14 protein-coding genes are annotated in these 16,440 nt (G+C 59.7%); 12 read left to right on the forward strand and 2 right to left on the reverse strand.

Annotated features, from left to right (window positions below):
- Positions 1–56: 56 nt before the first annotated feature.
- Entirely contained in the window at positions 57–1,268 is a 1,212-nt protein-coding gene (locus tag ACYQ11_RS09940) for an FIST signal transduction protein (RefSeq protein ID WP_459923619.1), read from the reverse strand.
- A gap of 146 nt (positions 1,269–1,414) precedes the next feature.
- Between ACYQ11_RS09940 and ACYQ11_RS09945 the strand changes: the two genes are divergently transcribed.
- The 9 genes from ACYQ11_RS09945 to ACYQ11_RS09985 all read left to right on the forward strand — a co-directional run bounded on the left by ACYQ11_RS09945 (position 1,415) and on the right by ACYQ11_RS09985 (position 10,876).
- Positions 1,415–2,671 carry an HD domain-containing phosphohydrolase gene (locus ACYQ11_RS09945; RefSeq protein WP_459923620.1) on the forward strand — a complete coding sequence of 419 codons (1,257 nt, stop codon included), beginning with the start codon at positions 1,415–1,417 and terminating at the stop codon, positions 2,669–2,671.
- 304 nt (positions 2,672–2,975) lie between these two features.
- A complete protein-coding gene (locus ACYQ11_RS09950) occupies positions 2,976–3,314 on the forward strand; it encodes a P-II family nitrogen regulator (protein ID WP_459923621.1) in 339 nt (112 codons plus the stop codon).
- A 39-nt stretch (positions 3,315–3,353) separates the two neighbouring features.
- Positions 3,354–4,688 carry an ammonium transporter gene (locus tag ACYQ11_RS09955; RefSeq protein ID WP_459923622.1) on the forward strand — a complete coding sequence of 445 codons (1,335 nt, stop codon included), beginning with the start codon at positions 3,354–3,356 and terminating at the stop codon, positions 4,686–4,688.
- Between the two features lie 182 nt (positions 4,689–4,870).
- Complete coding sequence (locus ACYQ11_RS09960; RefSeq protein WP_459923623.1) at positions 4,871–5,368, forward strand: SET domain-containing protein-lysine N-methyltransferase; 498 nt, start codon at positions 4,871–4,873, stop codon at positions 5,366–5,368.
- An 8-nt stretch (positions 5,369–5,376) separates the two neighbouring features.
- Complete coding sequence (locus ACYQ11_RS09965; protein WP_459923624.1) at positions 5,377–6,609, forward strand: diaminopimelate decarboxylase; 1,233 nt, start codon at positions 5,377–5,379, stop codon at positions 6,607–6,609.
- 208 nt (positions 6,610–6,817) lie between these two features.
- Entirely contained in the window at positions 6,818–7,267 is a 450-nt protein-coding gene (locus ACYQ11_RS09970) for an Hsp20/alpha crystallin family protein (protein ID WP_459923625.1), read from the forward strand.
- Between the two features lie 26 nt (positions 7,268–7,293).
- Positions 7,294–7,701 (forward strand): Hsp20/alpha crystallin family protein, encoded by a 408-nt coding sequence (locus tag ACYQ11_RS09975; RefSeq protein ID WP_459923626.1) that lies wholly within the window; start codon positions 7,294–7,296, stop codon positions 7,699–7,701.
- 205 nt (positions 7,702–7,906) lie between these two features.
- The gene (gene recQ, locus ACYQ11_RS09980; protein ID WP_459923627.1) at positions 7,907–10,036 is read left to right on the forward strand and encodes a DNA helicase RecQ; all 2,130 of its coding nucleotides are present in this window, start codon (positions 7,907–7,909) and stop codon (positions 10,034–10,036) included.
- Positions 10,037–10,084: 48 nt separating this feature from the next.
- Positions 10,085–10,876: a DeoR/GlpR family DNA-binding transcription regulator gene (locus ACYQ11_RS09985; protein WP_459923628.1), complete on the forward strand. Its 792-nt coding sequence runs from the start codon at positions 10,085–10,087 to the stop codon at positions 10,874–10,876.
- Positions 10,877–10,882: 6 nt separating this feature from the next.
- On the opposite strand, the gene ACYQ11_RS09990 is transcribed toward ACYQ11_RS09985, so the two are convergent.
- A complete protein-coding gene (locus ACYQ11_RS09990) occupies positions 10,883–12,415 on the reverse strand; it encodes a YifB family Mg chelatase-like AAA ATPase (protein ID WP_459923629.1) in 1,533 nt (510 codons plus the stop codon).
- A gap of 197 nt (positions 12,416–12,612) precedes the next feature.
- Between ACYQ11_RS09990 and lpxC the strand changes: the two genes are divergently transcribed.
- The 3 genes from lpxC (at position 12,613) to ACYQ11_RS10005 (ending at position 16,426) form a co-directional block, all read left to right on the forward strand.
- Positions 12,613–13,524, forward strand: a complete 912-nt coding sequence (gene lpxC, locus ACYQ11_RS09995; RefSeq protein ID WP_459923630.1) for a UDP-3-O-acyl-N-acetylglucosamine deacetylase — start codon at positions 12,613–12,615, stop codon at positions 13,522–13,524.
- A gap of 72 nt (positions 13,525–13,596) precedes the next feature.
- Positions 13,597–14,175 carry a DUF4390 domain-containing protein gene (locus ACYQ11_RS10000; RefSeq protein ID WP_459923631.1) on the forward strand — a complete coding sequence of 193 codons (579 nt, stop codon included), beginning with the start codon at positions 13,597–13,599 and terminating at the stop codon, positions 14,173–14,175.
- Between the two features lie 19 nt (positions 14,176–14,194).
- Positions 14,195–16,426 carry a sensor histidine kinase gene (locus ACYQ11_RS10005; RefSeq protein ID WP_459923632.1) on the forward strand — a complete coding sequence of 744 codons (2,232 nt, stop codon included), beginning with the start codon at positions 14,195–14,197 and terminating at the stop codon, positions 16,424–16,426.
- Positions 16,427–16,440 lie beyond the last annotated feature (14 nt).

Genomic DNA, 16,440 nt, shown 5'->3' on the forward strand with positions numbered 1-16,440 from the left:
TCGCGCCCACCGACCGCCTGCCCTACCCCCATCTTGCCGTCGCCCGGTTTTGTTCATCACCCGTTGCCCCCCAGAGCCCAGACCACCATGGTTTCATTGTGAAAGCCCGTCAGCGGAACATCGGCCGACGCATCGACGGGGCCGATCTCTCCGTAAGTATAAAAACCCGTCACCGGAACCCCCGGGCCGAACACCTCCCGAACGGCGTCGAACTCCTCGTTGACCCGGCGTCCCAGAACAATCTTTCTGCCCACGCAACTGAAGGCGATCACCAGCTCCGGTTTCCGACCGTCCAGCATGGCCAGGGCCCGCTGCGCCGCCTTCCGCGCCGCCGCCGTCAGATCACCCCGGGAGCAGGTGAAAAGGGACATGGACCGGCCCTCGGGCACCGAACCCGCAAGCGTGATCGACCGTTTTTCGTAATCCACGCGCAGCCCGCACCGGAGAAGGGCCTGCAACGGAGCTCCCTGCCCGGGCGGACGATCGATGAGTCCGAAGGGGTATTCCAGACAGACCTCGGGAAGACGTTTGTACCGCACCTCCCCCAACAGTTCCATGTATAGATCCAGGGCCGGCTCATGATCGATTTCAAAGATCTCCATGCCGCCGGACCGGGTGCACAGCATGCTGTTGCCGATGGACAGGAACCCGCTGCCCACCCCGACCCCGGTCCGGACATCCGGACCTGCCGGAGCGCTGATCATCAGACCCGTGACGGCATCTTCGAGCACCTTGCCGTCATGGAACTGAATGGTCTGAAGGAAGCGGTCCCCGTCCCCGAGAAAGCCCCCGACGATGTCTATCGGCCCTGAGATCCCAGCCTGGATGCCGGCAATCACCCGGTCGCCGTCACCGCCCAACCCGTCGGGAAACACGATGAGGGACAGGGGCTTGTCGTCACGGCATTGCCGAAGGACCCGATCGGTGAAGCGCCGGGCACAGGCGTATTCGTCGCGGCGCATATGCCCGGCCGCCGCCGTCGTAAAACGCAGTACCCTGGAGCAGACGGCCAGCACCACCACCGAATTCTGCGAAAACCCCCGGTCGGACAGCTCGCCGGCCGTGGTACCTCCGGCCATGGGAACAAAGCCGGTCACCCGGTCAATACCGGAAAGAAGGGCCTGGTGGTCATAATGGGACGAGGCGAACACCAGGAGGGCGTCCGGCCGTTGTCCGATCGACGCAACCGCAGCCGCGGTCGCTTCCGACCCGGCCAGATAGGCATCGGACTGAACACTGATCCCCGTGGCGGCGGTGATGATGGGCATGGCGGCTCCTTTATTCCAGGCACGTCTTTTTCGTTGAAGGAAGTCAGGGATTATAATAGTATATTTTCATTACAATATCACACAAAAACCGGGTCGGTGCTTTTTTGTCGGACAGCGCCCGTCCCGCACAGCCATGGGGGGGGACCATGCTCAACGACAATCAGAAGCTTCAAAGCCTCACGCGCCTGGGGATCGAACTCAACCAGGTCCAGGACCTGGATATCCTGATGGAACATATCCTTTCACGGGCCAGGGAATTCGTCGGTGCCGACGCCGGGTCGATCTACATCAAGGAAGACGACCATCTGTATTTTTCCTACACCCAGAACGACACCCTCCAGCGGCGCATGCCCCCGGGCCGTAAACTGATTTATTCCACCTTCTCCATTCCCGTCGATGAAACCAGCATGGCGGGCTATGTGGCCGGGACGGGACGACATCTGAACGTTCCCGATGTGTACACCATCCAATCAAGTCTTCCTTACAAATTCAACAAAATATTTGACGAGGCCTCGAATTACCGCACCCGGTCGGTTCTGACCATGCCCCTTAAAAACGGCCGGGACCGGGTGGTCGGCATTCTCCAGATTATCAACGCGCAGGACGATCAGGGACGGATTCGGGCCTTTACGCCCGTCGATGAAGAGATCATGCTCCATTTCGCCAGCATCGCCGTGGTGGCCCTGGAACGGGCCCAGATGACCCGGGCCATTCTGCTTCGCATGATCCGCATGGCCGAATTGAGGGACCCCAAGGAAACCGGGGCCCATGTCAACCGCGTGGCCGGGTACTCGGTGGAAATCTATGAACGGTGGGCCGAAAAACACAAGATCCCCCAGGACGACATCGACCGGAACCGGGATTCCCTGCGCATGGCGGCCATGCTCCACGACGTGGGCAAGGTGGCCATCAGCGATCTGATTCTCAAAAAGCCGGGACGGTTCGAACCCGGTGAGTTCGACATCATGAAAACCCACACCCTCCACGGCGCAAGGCTGTTCAATCTCGGCCGTTCCGATTACGAAGACGCGGCCCGCCAGGTGGCTCTGTCCCATCACGAACGATGGGACGGCGGCGGATACCCCGGCCATGTGGACATCGACACCGGCGAGCCCCTTTCCGGCTACCGTCTCCCCGACGGCAGGGCCCGGGGCAAAAAAGGCGAAGAAATCCCCTTCTACGGCCGGATCGTGGCTCTGGCCGACGTATACGACGCCCTGTGCTCGTCCCGGGTTTACAAAGAGGCCTGGAAAGAATCCGACGTCCTTGATCTGATCGCAAAAGAGGCCGGAGCCCAGTTCGACCCGGAACTGGTCGAGATTTTTTTCGAAGCCCTGGATGTGATCCGTTCCATTCAGGAACGCTACAGCAACGACAACGACCACCCCTTCCCTTCCGCCTGACGTTTTCACGGCCCCGGCTGAGTCGGGCAATCATTCAGTCAGACCCGCTGTCGCCCCCCCCGATAGCGGGTCGTCCACAAGCTCATTTTTGTCATTCGAATCATCATATACTACAAATTTGTAACAACTTGTTCAATCCGGACAAAGGCCGCCGTCCCCGTCAAAGGCTAAAATATTCTCTTTAATTCAGTATATTAAACTCCACGGTCCCTCGGCATTTCTCCCTGGCACACGCCTTGCTTTTGTATCAGGGCAACCATGCTGATGCGGGGGAAACACATTCTTTCGAACAAGGAGAACGACAATGAAAAAAATTGAAGCGATCATCAAGCCCTTCAAGCTGGATCAGGTCAAGGAAGGTCTGGGGCAGCTGGGGATCACCGGAATGACGGTCAGCGAGATCAAAGGGTTCGGACGGCAGAAGGGGCACCGGGAAATCTACCGCGGGGCTGAATACAATGTGGATTTTGTCCCCAAGGTCAAGATCGACATTGTGGTCAACGCGGATCAGGTCGACCGGGTCGTCCAATGCATTGTGGACAACGCCGGCACCGGCCAGATCGGAGACGGCAAAATCTTTGTCCTGCCCGTGGAAAAGGTGGTCCGCATACGGACCGGCGAAACGGGCAAGGACGCCATTTAACATTTTTTGCGATCAACCATCACGACAAAGGGGACAGCCATGAGAATTATCTGTTTGACCATAACAACCCTTCTGACAACCCTGGCCCTGGCCTGGGCGGGAGACGAGACGCCCACGGTACTTACCAATAAAGAGGCCATCGATCTGGTCCAGACCCACGCCAACTACATGTGGACCCTGGTGGCCGCCTGCCTGGTCTTTTTCATGCAGGCCGGATTCGCCCTGGTCGAAGCCGGATTCACCCGGGCGAAAAACCTGATCAACATCATGATGAAAAACCTCATGGACTTTTCCATGGGCAGCCTCGCTTACTGGGCCGTTGGTTTCGGCCTGATGTTCGGCGTAAGCGCAACGGGGTTTTTCGGCACCTCGGGTTTTTTCCTGAGCGACTACACCCCGGACGGCGATCCCTGGGTCCTGGCCTTCTGGATGTTCCAGGTGGTATTCGCCGCCACGGCGGCCACCATCGTGTCCGGCGCCATGGCCGAACGCACGAAATTTTCAGGCTACCTGGTCTACAGCGTGGTGATCAGCGCCCTCATCTACCCGATCTTCGGCAGCTGGGCCTGGGGCAGCCTGTTCAACGGCAGCGGCTGGCTTGAAGGCCTGGGATTCATCGACTTCGCCGGTTCCACCGTGGTCCATTCCACCGGCGGCTGGGCCGCCCTGGCCGGCGCCCTGGTTCTGGGGCCCCGTCTGGGTAAATACGCCAAAGACGGCACGGTCCGCCCGATTCTGGGTCACAACATCGGCTTCGCCGCCCTGGGCGTGTTCATTCTCTGGCTGGGCTGGTTCGGATTCAACCCCGGCTCGACCACCACGGCCGACAAAAGCATCGCCCTGATCTTCGTCACCACGAACCTGGCCGCCGCCGCGGGGGCCGTTGCCGCCATGTTTGTATCCTGGATCAAATTCGGCAAGCCCGAGGTGGGCATGACCCTAAACGGCGCGCTGGCGGGCCTGGTGGGCATTACGGCCGGATGCGCCAACGTGGCCCCGGGCAGCGCCGTGATCATCGGTCTTGTGGCCGGAGTCCTGGTGGTCTTTTCGGTCATGTTCTTCGACAAGATCAGGATCGACGACCCCGTGGGCGCCGTCTCGGTGCACGGTGTCTGCGGCGCCTGGGGCACCCTGGCCGCCGGCCTGTTCAATGCGGGCGGCACCTCGGCGAAAATCATCGGTGTCCAGCTGCTGGGCATCGGGGCGGATTTCCTCTGGGTCTTTCCCACGGCCTTCATCATGTTCAAACTGATCGACAAAACCATGGGTCTGCGTGTGTCGGCCGAAGACGAAATCACCGGCCTCGACGTCACCGAACACGGCGGCACGGCCTATCCGGACTTTGAGGTCTCATCGGCCTACGCCCAGTCCTGACCCGTTTAAACCCTTGCCGGATCGGAGGCGGCGATGTTTCACAGCAAGCCTCTCAAACACCCCTGCCGCTCCGATCCGGCATTTTCAGCCCCGCGACGCTCCTATTCATACCTTTCCACTTGACAATCGGCAATCCGGTTCAATCTTTAGACCATCGTTGACCCAAAACGCAGGAGCAAGGCATGTTAACACCCCCCCAGGAGTTGAACCGGAAAGCCGGGTATCCGTCCCCGTCGTTGTTCTCGGTCAAAAAGAAAGACGGAGAGATGGGCTACGGCGTATACGCCAAAAAACCCTTTCGACGGGGAAGCATGGTGGCCCGGTTTTCCGGGACAATCATCGATCATGTGGTTCAGCATTCCCTTCAGATCAAGGCCGAAACCCATCTGCATGACCCCCATTTTGCGGGTCTTCTGCTTCATTCATGCAGCCCCAACGTGATGCTGGACATGCAGGACTTCACCATCTGGGCCATCAAGGACATCGAACCCGGTGAGGCCCTGACCATGGATTACGCCGGCACGGAAGATCGCCTGTTCAAACAGTTCAAGTGCCTCTGCGGATCGGAAAACTGCCGCAGGTGGATCAGCGGCCGGAAAGAAGCGGTCTGTGAGGAAGGCCTGCGTTATCTGGCGTCCGTCGAACACGACGACACCCTTCGGATCCGGAAAACAGGTTGAGAGGGACCATGCCGTCATCGCTCTGGTGGGAAAGACCGGACCTCGGCTACACGGAAGGCAGCCTGACCTTGTCAGGCCGGGATCTTCACGATCTTGCCCTAAGTATGGGAACCCCCCTGTTCGTGTACAGCGCCGGAAGAATCCGTCATAATCTCGAACGACTGCACGGAGCCCTTGCGACTTCGGGCGTGCCCTTCACGGTTTATTACGCGATGAAGGCCAACCGATTCCAGCCCCTGCTGACCTTTCTCCAAAGCACCGGACGTTGCGGAGTAGACGCGTGTTCGCCGGAAGAGGTCCGCCTGGCCCGGTCCTGCGGGTTTTCATCGGAACATATTTCCCTGACCGCCACGGCCCTTTCCGCCGGGGAAATCGACCGGCTTCTCGGTCATGAAGGTCTTGTGATCACCTGCGACTCCATCACCATGATCCGCCATATCGGAACACGGTGTCCGGGGAGGGAGATCGGCATCCGCCTGAACCCCGGCCTCGGTGTGGGTTACGGCCAGGAGGAACGCCTGAGGTACAGCGGCGGGCGAACCACCAAATTCGGCATCTATGCCGAACAGATGGACGAGGCGGTCAAAACGGCCGAGACTTACGGCCTGTCGATCACCCACATCCATGTACACACCGGCTGCGGTTACCTGTCCGATCAGCTGGACACCTGGGGCCGGATCATCGACACCTGCCTTGCCGCGGCCCGTCCCCTTGACCGGCTTCAGACGATCAACCTGGGCGGCGGTCTGGGGCTGCCCCACACCGCCGAAGACCGGGCCCTCGATCTTTCGGCCTGGGCCGGGGTGATCCGGTCCCGCCTGGCCGGAACGGGCCTTGCCGTGGCCGTCGAACCCGGTGACTTCATCGTCAAGGACAGCGGGATCCTTCTTCTCGACATCACCCTGGTCGAGCAGAAAAAAGACCGGATGTTCGTGGGGGTCAACGGCGGCTTCAACCTGGCCATGGAACCGGCGTTTTACAACCTGCCCTGCGAACCTGCTCTCTGCCGCCCACGCACGGACCGAGAGGCAGTCCCTGTGACCGTCGCGGGGAACATCAACGAGGCCCTGGATGTCTGGGCCGACGACCACCTCATGCCGCTCCCGTCCGTGGGAGATGTCCTGGCCCTGATCAACGCCGGGGGGTATGCCTCGGCCATGAGTTCCAACCACTGCCTGCGCGGCGCCTTTCACGAAATGCTTCTTCCCCCCTCACCGCAGACGACGGCAAGGCCCGCTTGACAGACACCGGGCCATGATTATTTTTCTCCTTTTTACCGCATCAACATACTGTTTTAGTTAATATTTGCCCCTTGACACCCTGCCTGCCGTACTTATCTTACGGCTATCGAAAAACCGTGGCGGGAACTGGCCGGACCACCGGGTTCCGGTTCACGACCGGGCTCCCCACCCCGCCCTTTCATCCACCCCCAATTCGAGGAGGTCAACCATGATACTCAAACGATTATACAATGTCCCCCGCTGGTCCGATCCGTTTGATGACCTTGGTCGGTTCAGACGGCTGCTCAGCACCTTCGACAACCCCGCCCGGAGCATGTTCGACGAGCCGGCGGCCGGTGTTTTTCCCTTGCTCAACGTATCGGCAACCCCCGACCACTACGTGGTGCGGGCGGAACTGCCGGGCATCAAGGCCGACGAGCTGGATATCACCGTATCGGGCAGCAACCTGACCCTTTCGGGCGAGCGGAACATACCCGAGGAAAATCAGAATGCCCGCTATCACCGAAGGGAACGGGAAGCCGGAAAATTCAGCCGGGCGATCACCCTCCCCGGCCCCCTGAACGCGGACAAGGTGGAGGCCCGCCTGAAAAACGGCATCCTCACGGTCGTCATTCCCAAGGCGGATGAGGCCAAACCCAGAAAAATCGCCATCCGCTAACCGTTTCGTTCAAGGAGGACACTGCCATGACAGACATCAGCAAGGAACTCAAAGCCAAAGACAAAAAAGAAGTCGCGTCCCCGGCCGAACAGACCAAACCGGGGCCCGTGTTCACCCCCGCGGTGGATATTTTCGAAACCGAAACCAGCCTGACCCTCCTGGCCGATCTGCCCGGGGTCCGGGCCGAGGATCTGGACATCGATCTCCATGACGACACCCTGACCATCATCGGCAACATCGTACCCGAAACCTACGACGGCGAAACGCTGATCCTCAGGGAATACGAGGTCGGTCAGTATCTGAGGAAATTCACCCTCTCCGACGTGATCGACCAGGCCAAGATCAAGGCGGAACTCACCGACGGCGTGCTGAGGCTGAATCTGCCCAAAATCGAAAAAGCCCAGCCCCGGAAAATCAACGTGACCGCGGCCTGATCCCCCCCTCCCGGAAGGAGGCCGCACGACGCGCCTCCTTCCGTATGTGTTGCGTTTCCCAGATTTTTTCCGTGACCCCCCGGTCCTGCTGTGATACCTGATGTCATTAACAAAATAGCCCGATGGGCACGCTTCGATTTGCCCATCCTACCGTTGTTTCGCCTGCAGGGCGGGCAAATCGACGTTACCGCCCCTTGGAACGGCCATGAACACTGACAAGACAAACCCCACACCCCTTGGCCTCCTCAAACAGGTGTTCGGCTACGACGCCTTCCGGGGACACCAGAGCGACATCATCGACCATGTGATCCGGGGCGGGGACGCCCTGGTGCTGATGCCCACCGGCGGGGGGAAATCGGTCTGCTACCAGATTCCCGCCCTGATCCGGCCGGGCACCGGCATCGTGATCTCCCCCCTGATCGCCCTGATGCAGGATCAGGTCACCGCCCTTCGCCAGCTGGGCATCCGGGCCGGGTTCCTCAATTCCTCCCTCACGGCCCAGGAATCCCAGGCCGTGGTGAGGCAGGTGGCACGCGGCGAGCTGGACCTGCTCTACGTGGCTCCGGAGCGGGTGATGACCGACGGGTTTCACACCCTTATCACACAGACCCGCATCGCCCTGTTCGCCATCGACGAAGCCCATTGCGTGTCCCAGTGGGGCCATGATTTCAGGCCCGAATACATGCAGCTGGCCGAGCTGTTCCACCGGTTTCCGGGGATTCCCCGCATCGCCCTCACGGCCACCGCCGACCCCCTGACCCGAAACGAAATCCGCCGAAAACTGATGATGGAAAAGGCCCGGTGGTTCGTCTCAAGTTTTGACCGGCCCAACATTTTTTACCGGATCATTCTCAAAGACAACCCCAAAAAGCAGCTGACGGATTTCATCGCCGCAGACCACCCCGGCCATGCCGGCATCGTCTACTGCATGAGCCGGAAAAAGGTCGACGCCACGGCGGCCTACCTGAAAGACAAGGGATTTCATGCCCTGCCCTACCACGCGGGCATGACCTCCGAAGACCGGGCCGAAAACCAGCGGCGGTTCCTCACCGAGGAGGCCTGCATCATGGTGGCCACCATCGCCTTCGGCATGGGCATCGACAAGCCCGATGTCCGTTTCGTGGTCCACCTGGACCTGCCCAAGACCATTGAAAGCTACTACCAGGAAACCGGCCGGGCCGGACGTGACGGACGCAAGGCCGACGCCCTTCTGATTTACAGCATGGGAGACATGGTGCTGCTCCGGCAGATGCTCGACAATTCCGAAGGAGGCGAGGCCTTCAAACGGGTCCAGCAGCAGAAACTCTCCGCCATGCTGGGTTTCTGTGAAATCAGCCAGTGCCGGAGAAAGGCCCTGCTCGGATATTTCGGTGAAGTCCGAAACGAAAACTGCGGCTGTTGCGACACCTGCCTGGGTGAAGTGGAGACCTTCGACGGTACCGTGGCGGCCCAGAAGGCCCTGTCCTGCATCTACCGAACGGGCCAGCGTTTCGGAGCCGGCTACCTGATCGACGTGCTTCGGGGCAAGGACGACGATCGCATCAGAAAATTCCGGCACGACCAGGTCAGCACCTTCGGCATCGGCACGGAGTTCAGTGAAGCCGAATGGCGATCCATGTTCCGACAGCTGGTGGCCGGGGGCTATGTCAGCGTGGACCAGGAAAGCCAGGGCGGCTTCAAACTGAACGAACGGTCCTGGCCGGTGCTCAAGGGCGAAGCACCTATCTTTTTCAAGAAGGACCCGGCGCCGGTTGTTCGGAAAAAGAAAAGCGGCGCGCTGACCTCCCCCCGGACCACGACCATAGGAACCGGCGACGACGAGGTGCTGCGCGAGGGCCCGGCCCGGGATCTTTACATGAAACTCAAGGCCTTCCGAACCCGGACCGCCGCCGCCAAAAAGGTTCCGCCCTACGTGATTTTCAATGACAACACCCTGATCGAACTGGCCCGGACCCGCCCCCGAACACCGGAGGCCGTCCTCGACATTTCAGGCATCGGCCGAAAAAAGTTCGAATCTTACGGTCAGGCCGTTTTGGATATCATTCACCGTGAAGGCGCGCCCGAGTCCCGGCCCGGCCCCCCTGAACCGCCCCGGCCCGCCTCCCCGGAGCCTGAAGCCAAAAAGAAAAAACGGGCCGACACCTGGACCCACCACTGGGAACCGGAAAAGGAAAGTACCCGGCATTTCGTCCAGGCCAAAATCCGGGAGTTGGGTTCGGTGGAAGCGGTTCTCCTGTATTATGCCGAAGACTCCCTGATTTCGGCCTATGCCCGGCGCATCGCCCCGTCTGTTCTGAAACAGCCGAAAAACACCGCGGGCGGCCCGGTTTCCTGAGCCTGACGGCAACAAAAACGGCCTGACACAGAGTAAAGAGGTTTTTTTGTGGAACAGAAACTGACCCAACGTCACCGGCAGATCCTCGACCTGGTCCAGGAGAAGGGCTATGTGGCCATCGAACGACTGGCCCAGCATTTCGACGTCACCCCCCAGACCATCAGGCGGGACATCAACCACCTGAGTGCCGAAGGCCTTCTTCGGCGTTACCACGGCGGTGCGGGCCCCAACACCAGCGCCCGCAACACCAATTACTCGGTGCGCAGGTCCCTGTGCTCCGAAGAAAAAACCCGCATGGCCCGCCAGGTGGCCCTGCACATTCCCAACCACGCCTCGCTGTTTCTGGACATCGGAACCTCCACCGAGGAGGTGGCCCGCGCCATCGTCACCAAGACCGGCATCCGGGTCATCACCAACAACATCAACGTGGCCTCCATCCTCAGCGCCAATGCCGATTTCGAAATTTTCATCGCCGGCGGCACCATCCGGAACCACGACCTGGGCATCACCGGTGACGCCACCGTCTCGTTCATCAATCAGTTCAAGGTGGATGTGGGGGTCATCAGCGTGGCGGGCATCGACCCGGACGGCACCCTCATCGATTTCGACTACAACGAGGTCCAGGTGACCCGGGCCATTATCGCCAACTCCCGCAAGGTGTTTCTGGTGGCCGACCACACCAAGTTCGGCCGCAGCGCCATGGCCCGCATCGGCCATATTTCGGAAATCAGCGACCTGTTCACCGACGCCCCGCCCCCCGATGAATTCACCGAGATGATCGGGGAATCCGGTGTCCGGCTTCACATTGCCGACACCCTTCTGCCCCTCGAAGAAGCCTGAACACGATCAGGCCGCCGCTTGCCGGTCCAGGGTCCGGTACTGGACGGCTTCGGCCACATGGTGCGAGGCAATGGACGGGTCTCCGGCCAGGTCGGCGATGGTCCGGGCGATCTTGAGGATCCGGTTGTAGGCCCGGGCGGACAGGCCCAGCCGGGCCACGGCCTGTTCGAGCAGGTTCAGACTGTCGCTTTCAATGTGACAGAAGCGGTTAATCATGCGGCTGGTCATCTGGGCATTGGCGTAGATGCCCAGTCCGCTGAACCGCCGGGTCTGAACGGCCCGTGCCGCCACGACACGCCCGCGTACCGTCTCCGATGATTCGGCGGTCCGGCCTTGGCGGATTTCACGGAAGGGCAGGGCCGGGACATCGATATGAATGTCGATGCGATCGAGCAGGGGGCCGGACAACCGGGACCGGTAGCGGTCGACCTGGCTGGGCGTACAGCGGCAGGCATGGCCGGCATCGGTCAGATAACCGCAGGGACAGGGGTTCATGGCCGCCACCAGGCTGAATCCGGACGGAAAGGTCAACGAACTGGCGGCCCGGGAAATGGTGACGGTGCGATCCTCCAGAGGCTGACGCAGCACTTCGAGCACATGTTTCTTGAACTCGGGAAGTTCATCGAGAAAAAGGACGCCGTTGTGGGCCAGACTCACCTCGCCGGGCCGGGGATGGTGTCCCCCGCCGATCAGACCGGCGTCGGAAATCGTGTGATGGGGCGCCCGGAACGGCCGGGCGGTGATCAGGGCCCTGTCCGTATCCAGAAGACCGGCCACGGAAAAAATGGCGGTGGTCTCGATGGCCTCTTCAAAGGTCAGAGGCGGAAGAATCGAGGCAAAGCTTCGGGCCATCATCGTCTTGCCCGATCCCGGCGGCCCCTGCATCAGAATATTGTGGCCCCCGGCGGCGGATATTTCAAGGGCGCGTTTCACGTGTTCCTGCCCTCTGATTTCCGAAAAATCCGTCTGCCCTCCGCCGGTATGGGCAAACAGCGCGCCGATATCTGCCGTCTCCGGTTCGATGGCGGCAAAGCCCCGGATAAACCCCACCACCTGGGCCAGGCAGCCGGCCGGATACACAGCGATCCCGTCGACCACGGCGGTTTCCCTTCGATTGTCATAGGGCACCACAACGCCCTTGAACCCGTGGTTCCGCGCCGCGATGGCCATGGACAGCGATCCCTTGACCGGTTTCAGGCGTCCGTCCAGGGACAGCTCGCCGAAAAACAGATAATCGGAAAGCGACGCCTGGGGCAGCACGCCCGTGGCCGACAGAATGCCCAGGGCCATGGGCAGGTCGAAACCCGTCCCGTCCTTGCGCGTGTCGGCCGGAGCCAGGTTCACGGTGATCCGGTCATCGGGAAAGGTGTAGCCCGAATTCCGGATGGCGGCCTGGACCCGCTCACGACTCTCCTTGACCGCCGCATCGGGCAGGCCCACGGTGGTGAACGCCGGCAGGCCCGAGCGGATATCCACCTCCACATCGATCCGTCGGCCCACAATCCCTTCCACGGCACAACCGGCTATCCTTGCAAGCACGTCCCATCTCCTTTTGCATGATCCTTGTCCGGCCGCAAAACACATCATGACGGCCCATGCTGCTATAACAAATGATCATCAAAGGAACAATCCCTTTTGTGTTTTGCAATTCAACCGAATGTGTGTATAATGGCCGATCAATCGAACGACCGTTGATGGTCGACTCATGATTTTAACGTTTATCGACGAAGCCCTATATGCGTTTACCGACACGACAACGAACCCTCTGCAAACCCGTCTCCTGCTCCGGCGTGGGTGTCCATTCCGGCATCACCGTGACCCTGACCGTCAGGCCGGCCCCCGCCAATCACGGCATCAAATTCATCCGGACCGATCTGCCGGACAGCCCCGCCATCAGCGCCATTTTCAACATGGTGGTGGACACCAGCCTGGCCACGGTCATCGGCAACGAGGGCGCCATCGTCTCCACCATCGAGCACCTGATGGCCAGCTTCGTGGGGCTGTCCATCGACAATGCCGTCGTGGAACTGGACGGCTATGAAATGCCCATCATGGACGGCAGCGCCGCCCTGTTCACCGCCATGATGCTCGATGCGGGTATCCGGGAACAAAGCGCCCCCCGGACCTTTTTCGTCATCACCCGGGAACTTGTGCTCGAGGAAAACGACAAGTTCGTGAAAGCCTCGCCCCATCCTTTTTTCAAGCTGAGCAGCACCATCGAATTCGCCCATCCGCTGATCCGACGGCAGACCTATGTGTTCGACCTGTCCGAAAAAACCTTTGCCGAAGAAATCTGCATGGCCCGGACCTTCGGTTTCTTTCGGGATGTGGACCACCTGAGGCGTTACGGCCTGGCCAAAGGCGCCAGCCTGGAAACGGGCATCGCCATCGATGACCAAACCGTTTTGAACGAGGAGGGACTGCGGTTCGACGACGAGTTCGTCCGGCACAAGCTTCTGGATTGCCTGGGGGATTTTTCCCTGCTCGGCATGCCCATCATCGGTCACATTGAAACCTTTAAATCCGGCCACGCCTTCAACCACGCCTTCCTCCGGGAACTGTTCAACCGCAAGGACTGCTGGGAAACCCGAACCTTCGACCCTCCGCCCCAGCCCGAGCCCAAAGTGCCAAAATCACTTGCCATTTAAAAAAGCCTCGGTTATACATGGCCCTTAAGGGGAATCGGACTGGACGGTTCCGATCAACACATCGGGGATACGATGAACACCATGATATTGTCATTCATACGCCGCTCGGCCGTCGTTTCACTTCTTGCGCTACTGATGACGGGCCCTCTTTACGCCGCCGGCGACACCCGCCTGAAAGACATGACCGTTACCAACACCCGGGATTCTCTTCTGCTTTATCTGGAGGTGGAAAACGCCTTCGGGGATGAAATCATGGCGGTGTTGAACAGCGGCGTGGTGCTGTCCTTTTCCTTTCCCGTGACCGTCCGGGAAACGCGGAATTTCTGGTTCGATAAAACCATTGTCGAAACCGAACTGATCCACACCATCAAATTCGACGCCCTGAAAAAAGATTACATCATCACCCGGTCATGGAAACCCGAAGACTTTCAGACCGTCAAATCCCTGGACGAGGCCATCCTCCTGATGACCCGCATCGACGGCCTGACCCTTCTGGCCCTTTCCGAACTGGAAAAAGGTGAACGTTACCGGGTGGCCGCCCGGGCCAGACTCAACCGGATCTCCCGGCCCCTTTATCTGAAATTCGTTCTCTTCTTTCAAAATTCCTGGCATTTCGAAACCCGCTGGGCCTTTGTGGATTTTATGTACTGAACCCCCCGATTGAATGCCCATGGACACGGACCGTGACAGACAGACGCCGGAGCTTGCCGACCTCGAACGCAAACGGCGGAAAAAGGAATTCATCCTCATCGGCTTCATTATCGTGGCCGTGGCGGTCATCACCTATGTGATCAGCCGGACCACCAATTTCGGCGGGGATTTTCCCATTTCCAACACCATCTTGATGTTCATCCTGATCAACATCAACATGATGCTGCTCTTGTTCCTGCTGCTCCTGGTGTTCCGGAACCTGGCCAAACTTTATTACGACCGCAAGCACGGGGTCATGGGATCCAAGCTCCGGACCAAGCTCCTGGTGGGGTTCATCACCCTGACCCTTCTGCCCACCACCGTGTTGTTCTATTTTTCCATCCAGTTCATCTCGACCAGCCTGGATTTCTGGTTCAACGCCCCGGTGGAGCAGGCCCTCGACAATTCCTTGTCCATCGGGCATCAGCTCTACGCCTACATGGAGGAAAACAACCGGTTTTTCCTGGACCGGGTTGCCTACCAGATCGACAAGAAAGACTATCTGAAACCGGAAAACGAGGCGGCGTTCAAACACTACATCGTGGTCAGCCAACGGGCCTTCAACCTGAACGCCATCGAAGTCTATGATCTTAACGCCAACCGCCTGACCCACTCGGCGAGCGAGCAGATCGAATCGGCCGTCGCCGCCCCCATTTCGGCCAACGAACTTCAAAAAGAGCTTCAGGCAAACCAGATCCGCACCTACACCGAACACGTGACCGAAGGGGAACTGATCCGGTCCATCGGTGCCGTGCCCTTCGGGGCCTCCCGTCCCAACCTCAAGGGCTTCGTGGTGATCTCGGTGCTGATTCCGCCCTACATGAGCGAAAGCATGGCCTCCATTTCCCGGGGGTTCGAGGAATACCAGCAGATCAAGCTGATGAAGCGGCCCATCCAGATCTCCTACTTCATCGCCCTGTCCATCGTGGCGCTTCTGGTGGTATTCTGCGCCATCTGGTTTGCTTTCTACCTGGCCAAATCCATCACCATCCCCATCATGGAACTGGCCGAAGGGACCCGGCGCGTGGCCGAAGGCGATCTTTCCTTCAACATCGCCATGTCCTCGGACGATGAAATCGGCAGCCTGGTCAACTCCTTTAACAAGATGACCCATGATCTGTCGATCAGCCGTGAGCAGCTGGCCCTGTCGGCCCGCATGCTCCGGGAGCAGAACCTGGAAATCGAGGAACGCCGCCAGTACATGGAAATCGTTCTCCAGAACGTGTCCGCCGGGGTCATTTCCCTGGATCCCTGGGGGTATGTGGCCACCCTCAACAAGTCGGCAGAACGCATGCTGGGCATCAGGGCCGAGCATGTGCTCAAGAAAAACTACAAAGAGCTTTTAGACGAACGGCAGATGGGCAAGGCCGAAGAAATCGCCGAGAAGCTCGAATACAGCGCCGCAGGTGTCGACTTCCCCTTAAGCCTCACCGTCAAGAACAAGCAGCGCAGCTTCATGGTTCACTCCAATGCCCTGAAGGACGACAACGGCCAGTCCATGGGTGTGGTCATTGTGTTCGACGACCTGACGGAGCTGGAAAAGGCCCAGCGCATTGCGGCCTGGCGCGAGGTGGCCCGGCGCATCGCCCACGAAGTAAAAAACCCTCTGACGCCCATCGCCCTGTCTGCCGAAAGGCTCAAACGGCGTTATTCGTCCCAGGTCAGGGATCCGATTTTCGATGAATGCACCCGGACCATCATCGACCACGTGGACCTGATTCGCAATCTGGTCAACGCCTTCTCGACCTTTGCAAGGTTTCCCACGTCCAACCCGTCGCTGTGCGACCTGCCGGTCATCATCGACGAGTCCGTGTCGCTCTATCGGGAAAGCCATCATCTGATCACCTTCACCATTGCGAAGGAAACGGACATCCCCCTCTTGAACATCGACCGCCAGCAGATCAAGCAGGCCATGATCAACCTGCTGGACAACGCCGTTGCCGCCCTCAACAATCAGGGCGAAATCCGGATTACCATGGACCACAACACGGCCAAAGGCATCGTCATCCTGGAAGTGGCCGACAACGGTCCGGGCATCCCCACCAGCATCAAGGCCCGGCTTTTCGAGCCCTACTTTTCAACCAAAAAATCCGGAACGGGACTGGGACTCGCCATCGTGAATTCCATCGTGGCCGATCACAACGGCAGTATCCGAGTCTTTGACAATAAACCCCAGGGGACCCGATTCGTCATCGAGTTTCCCGCAGCCTGACCCACGAAAGAGAG

It is taken from the genome of Desulfatiferula olefinivorans (assembly GCF_054657895.1).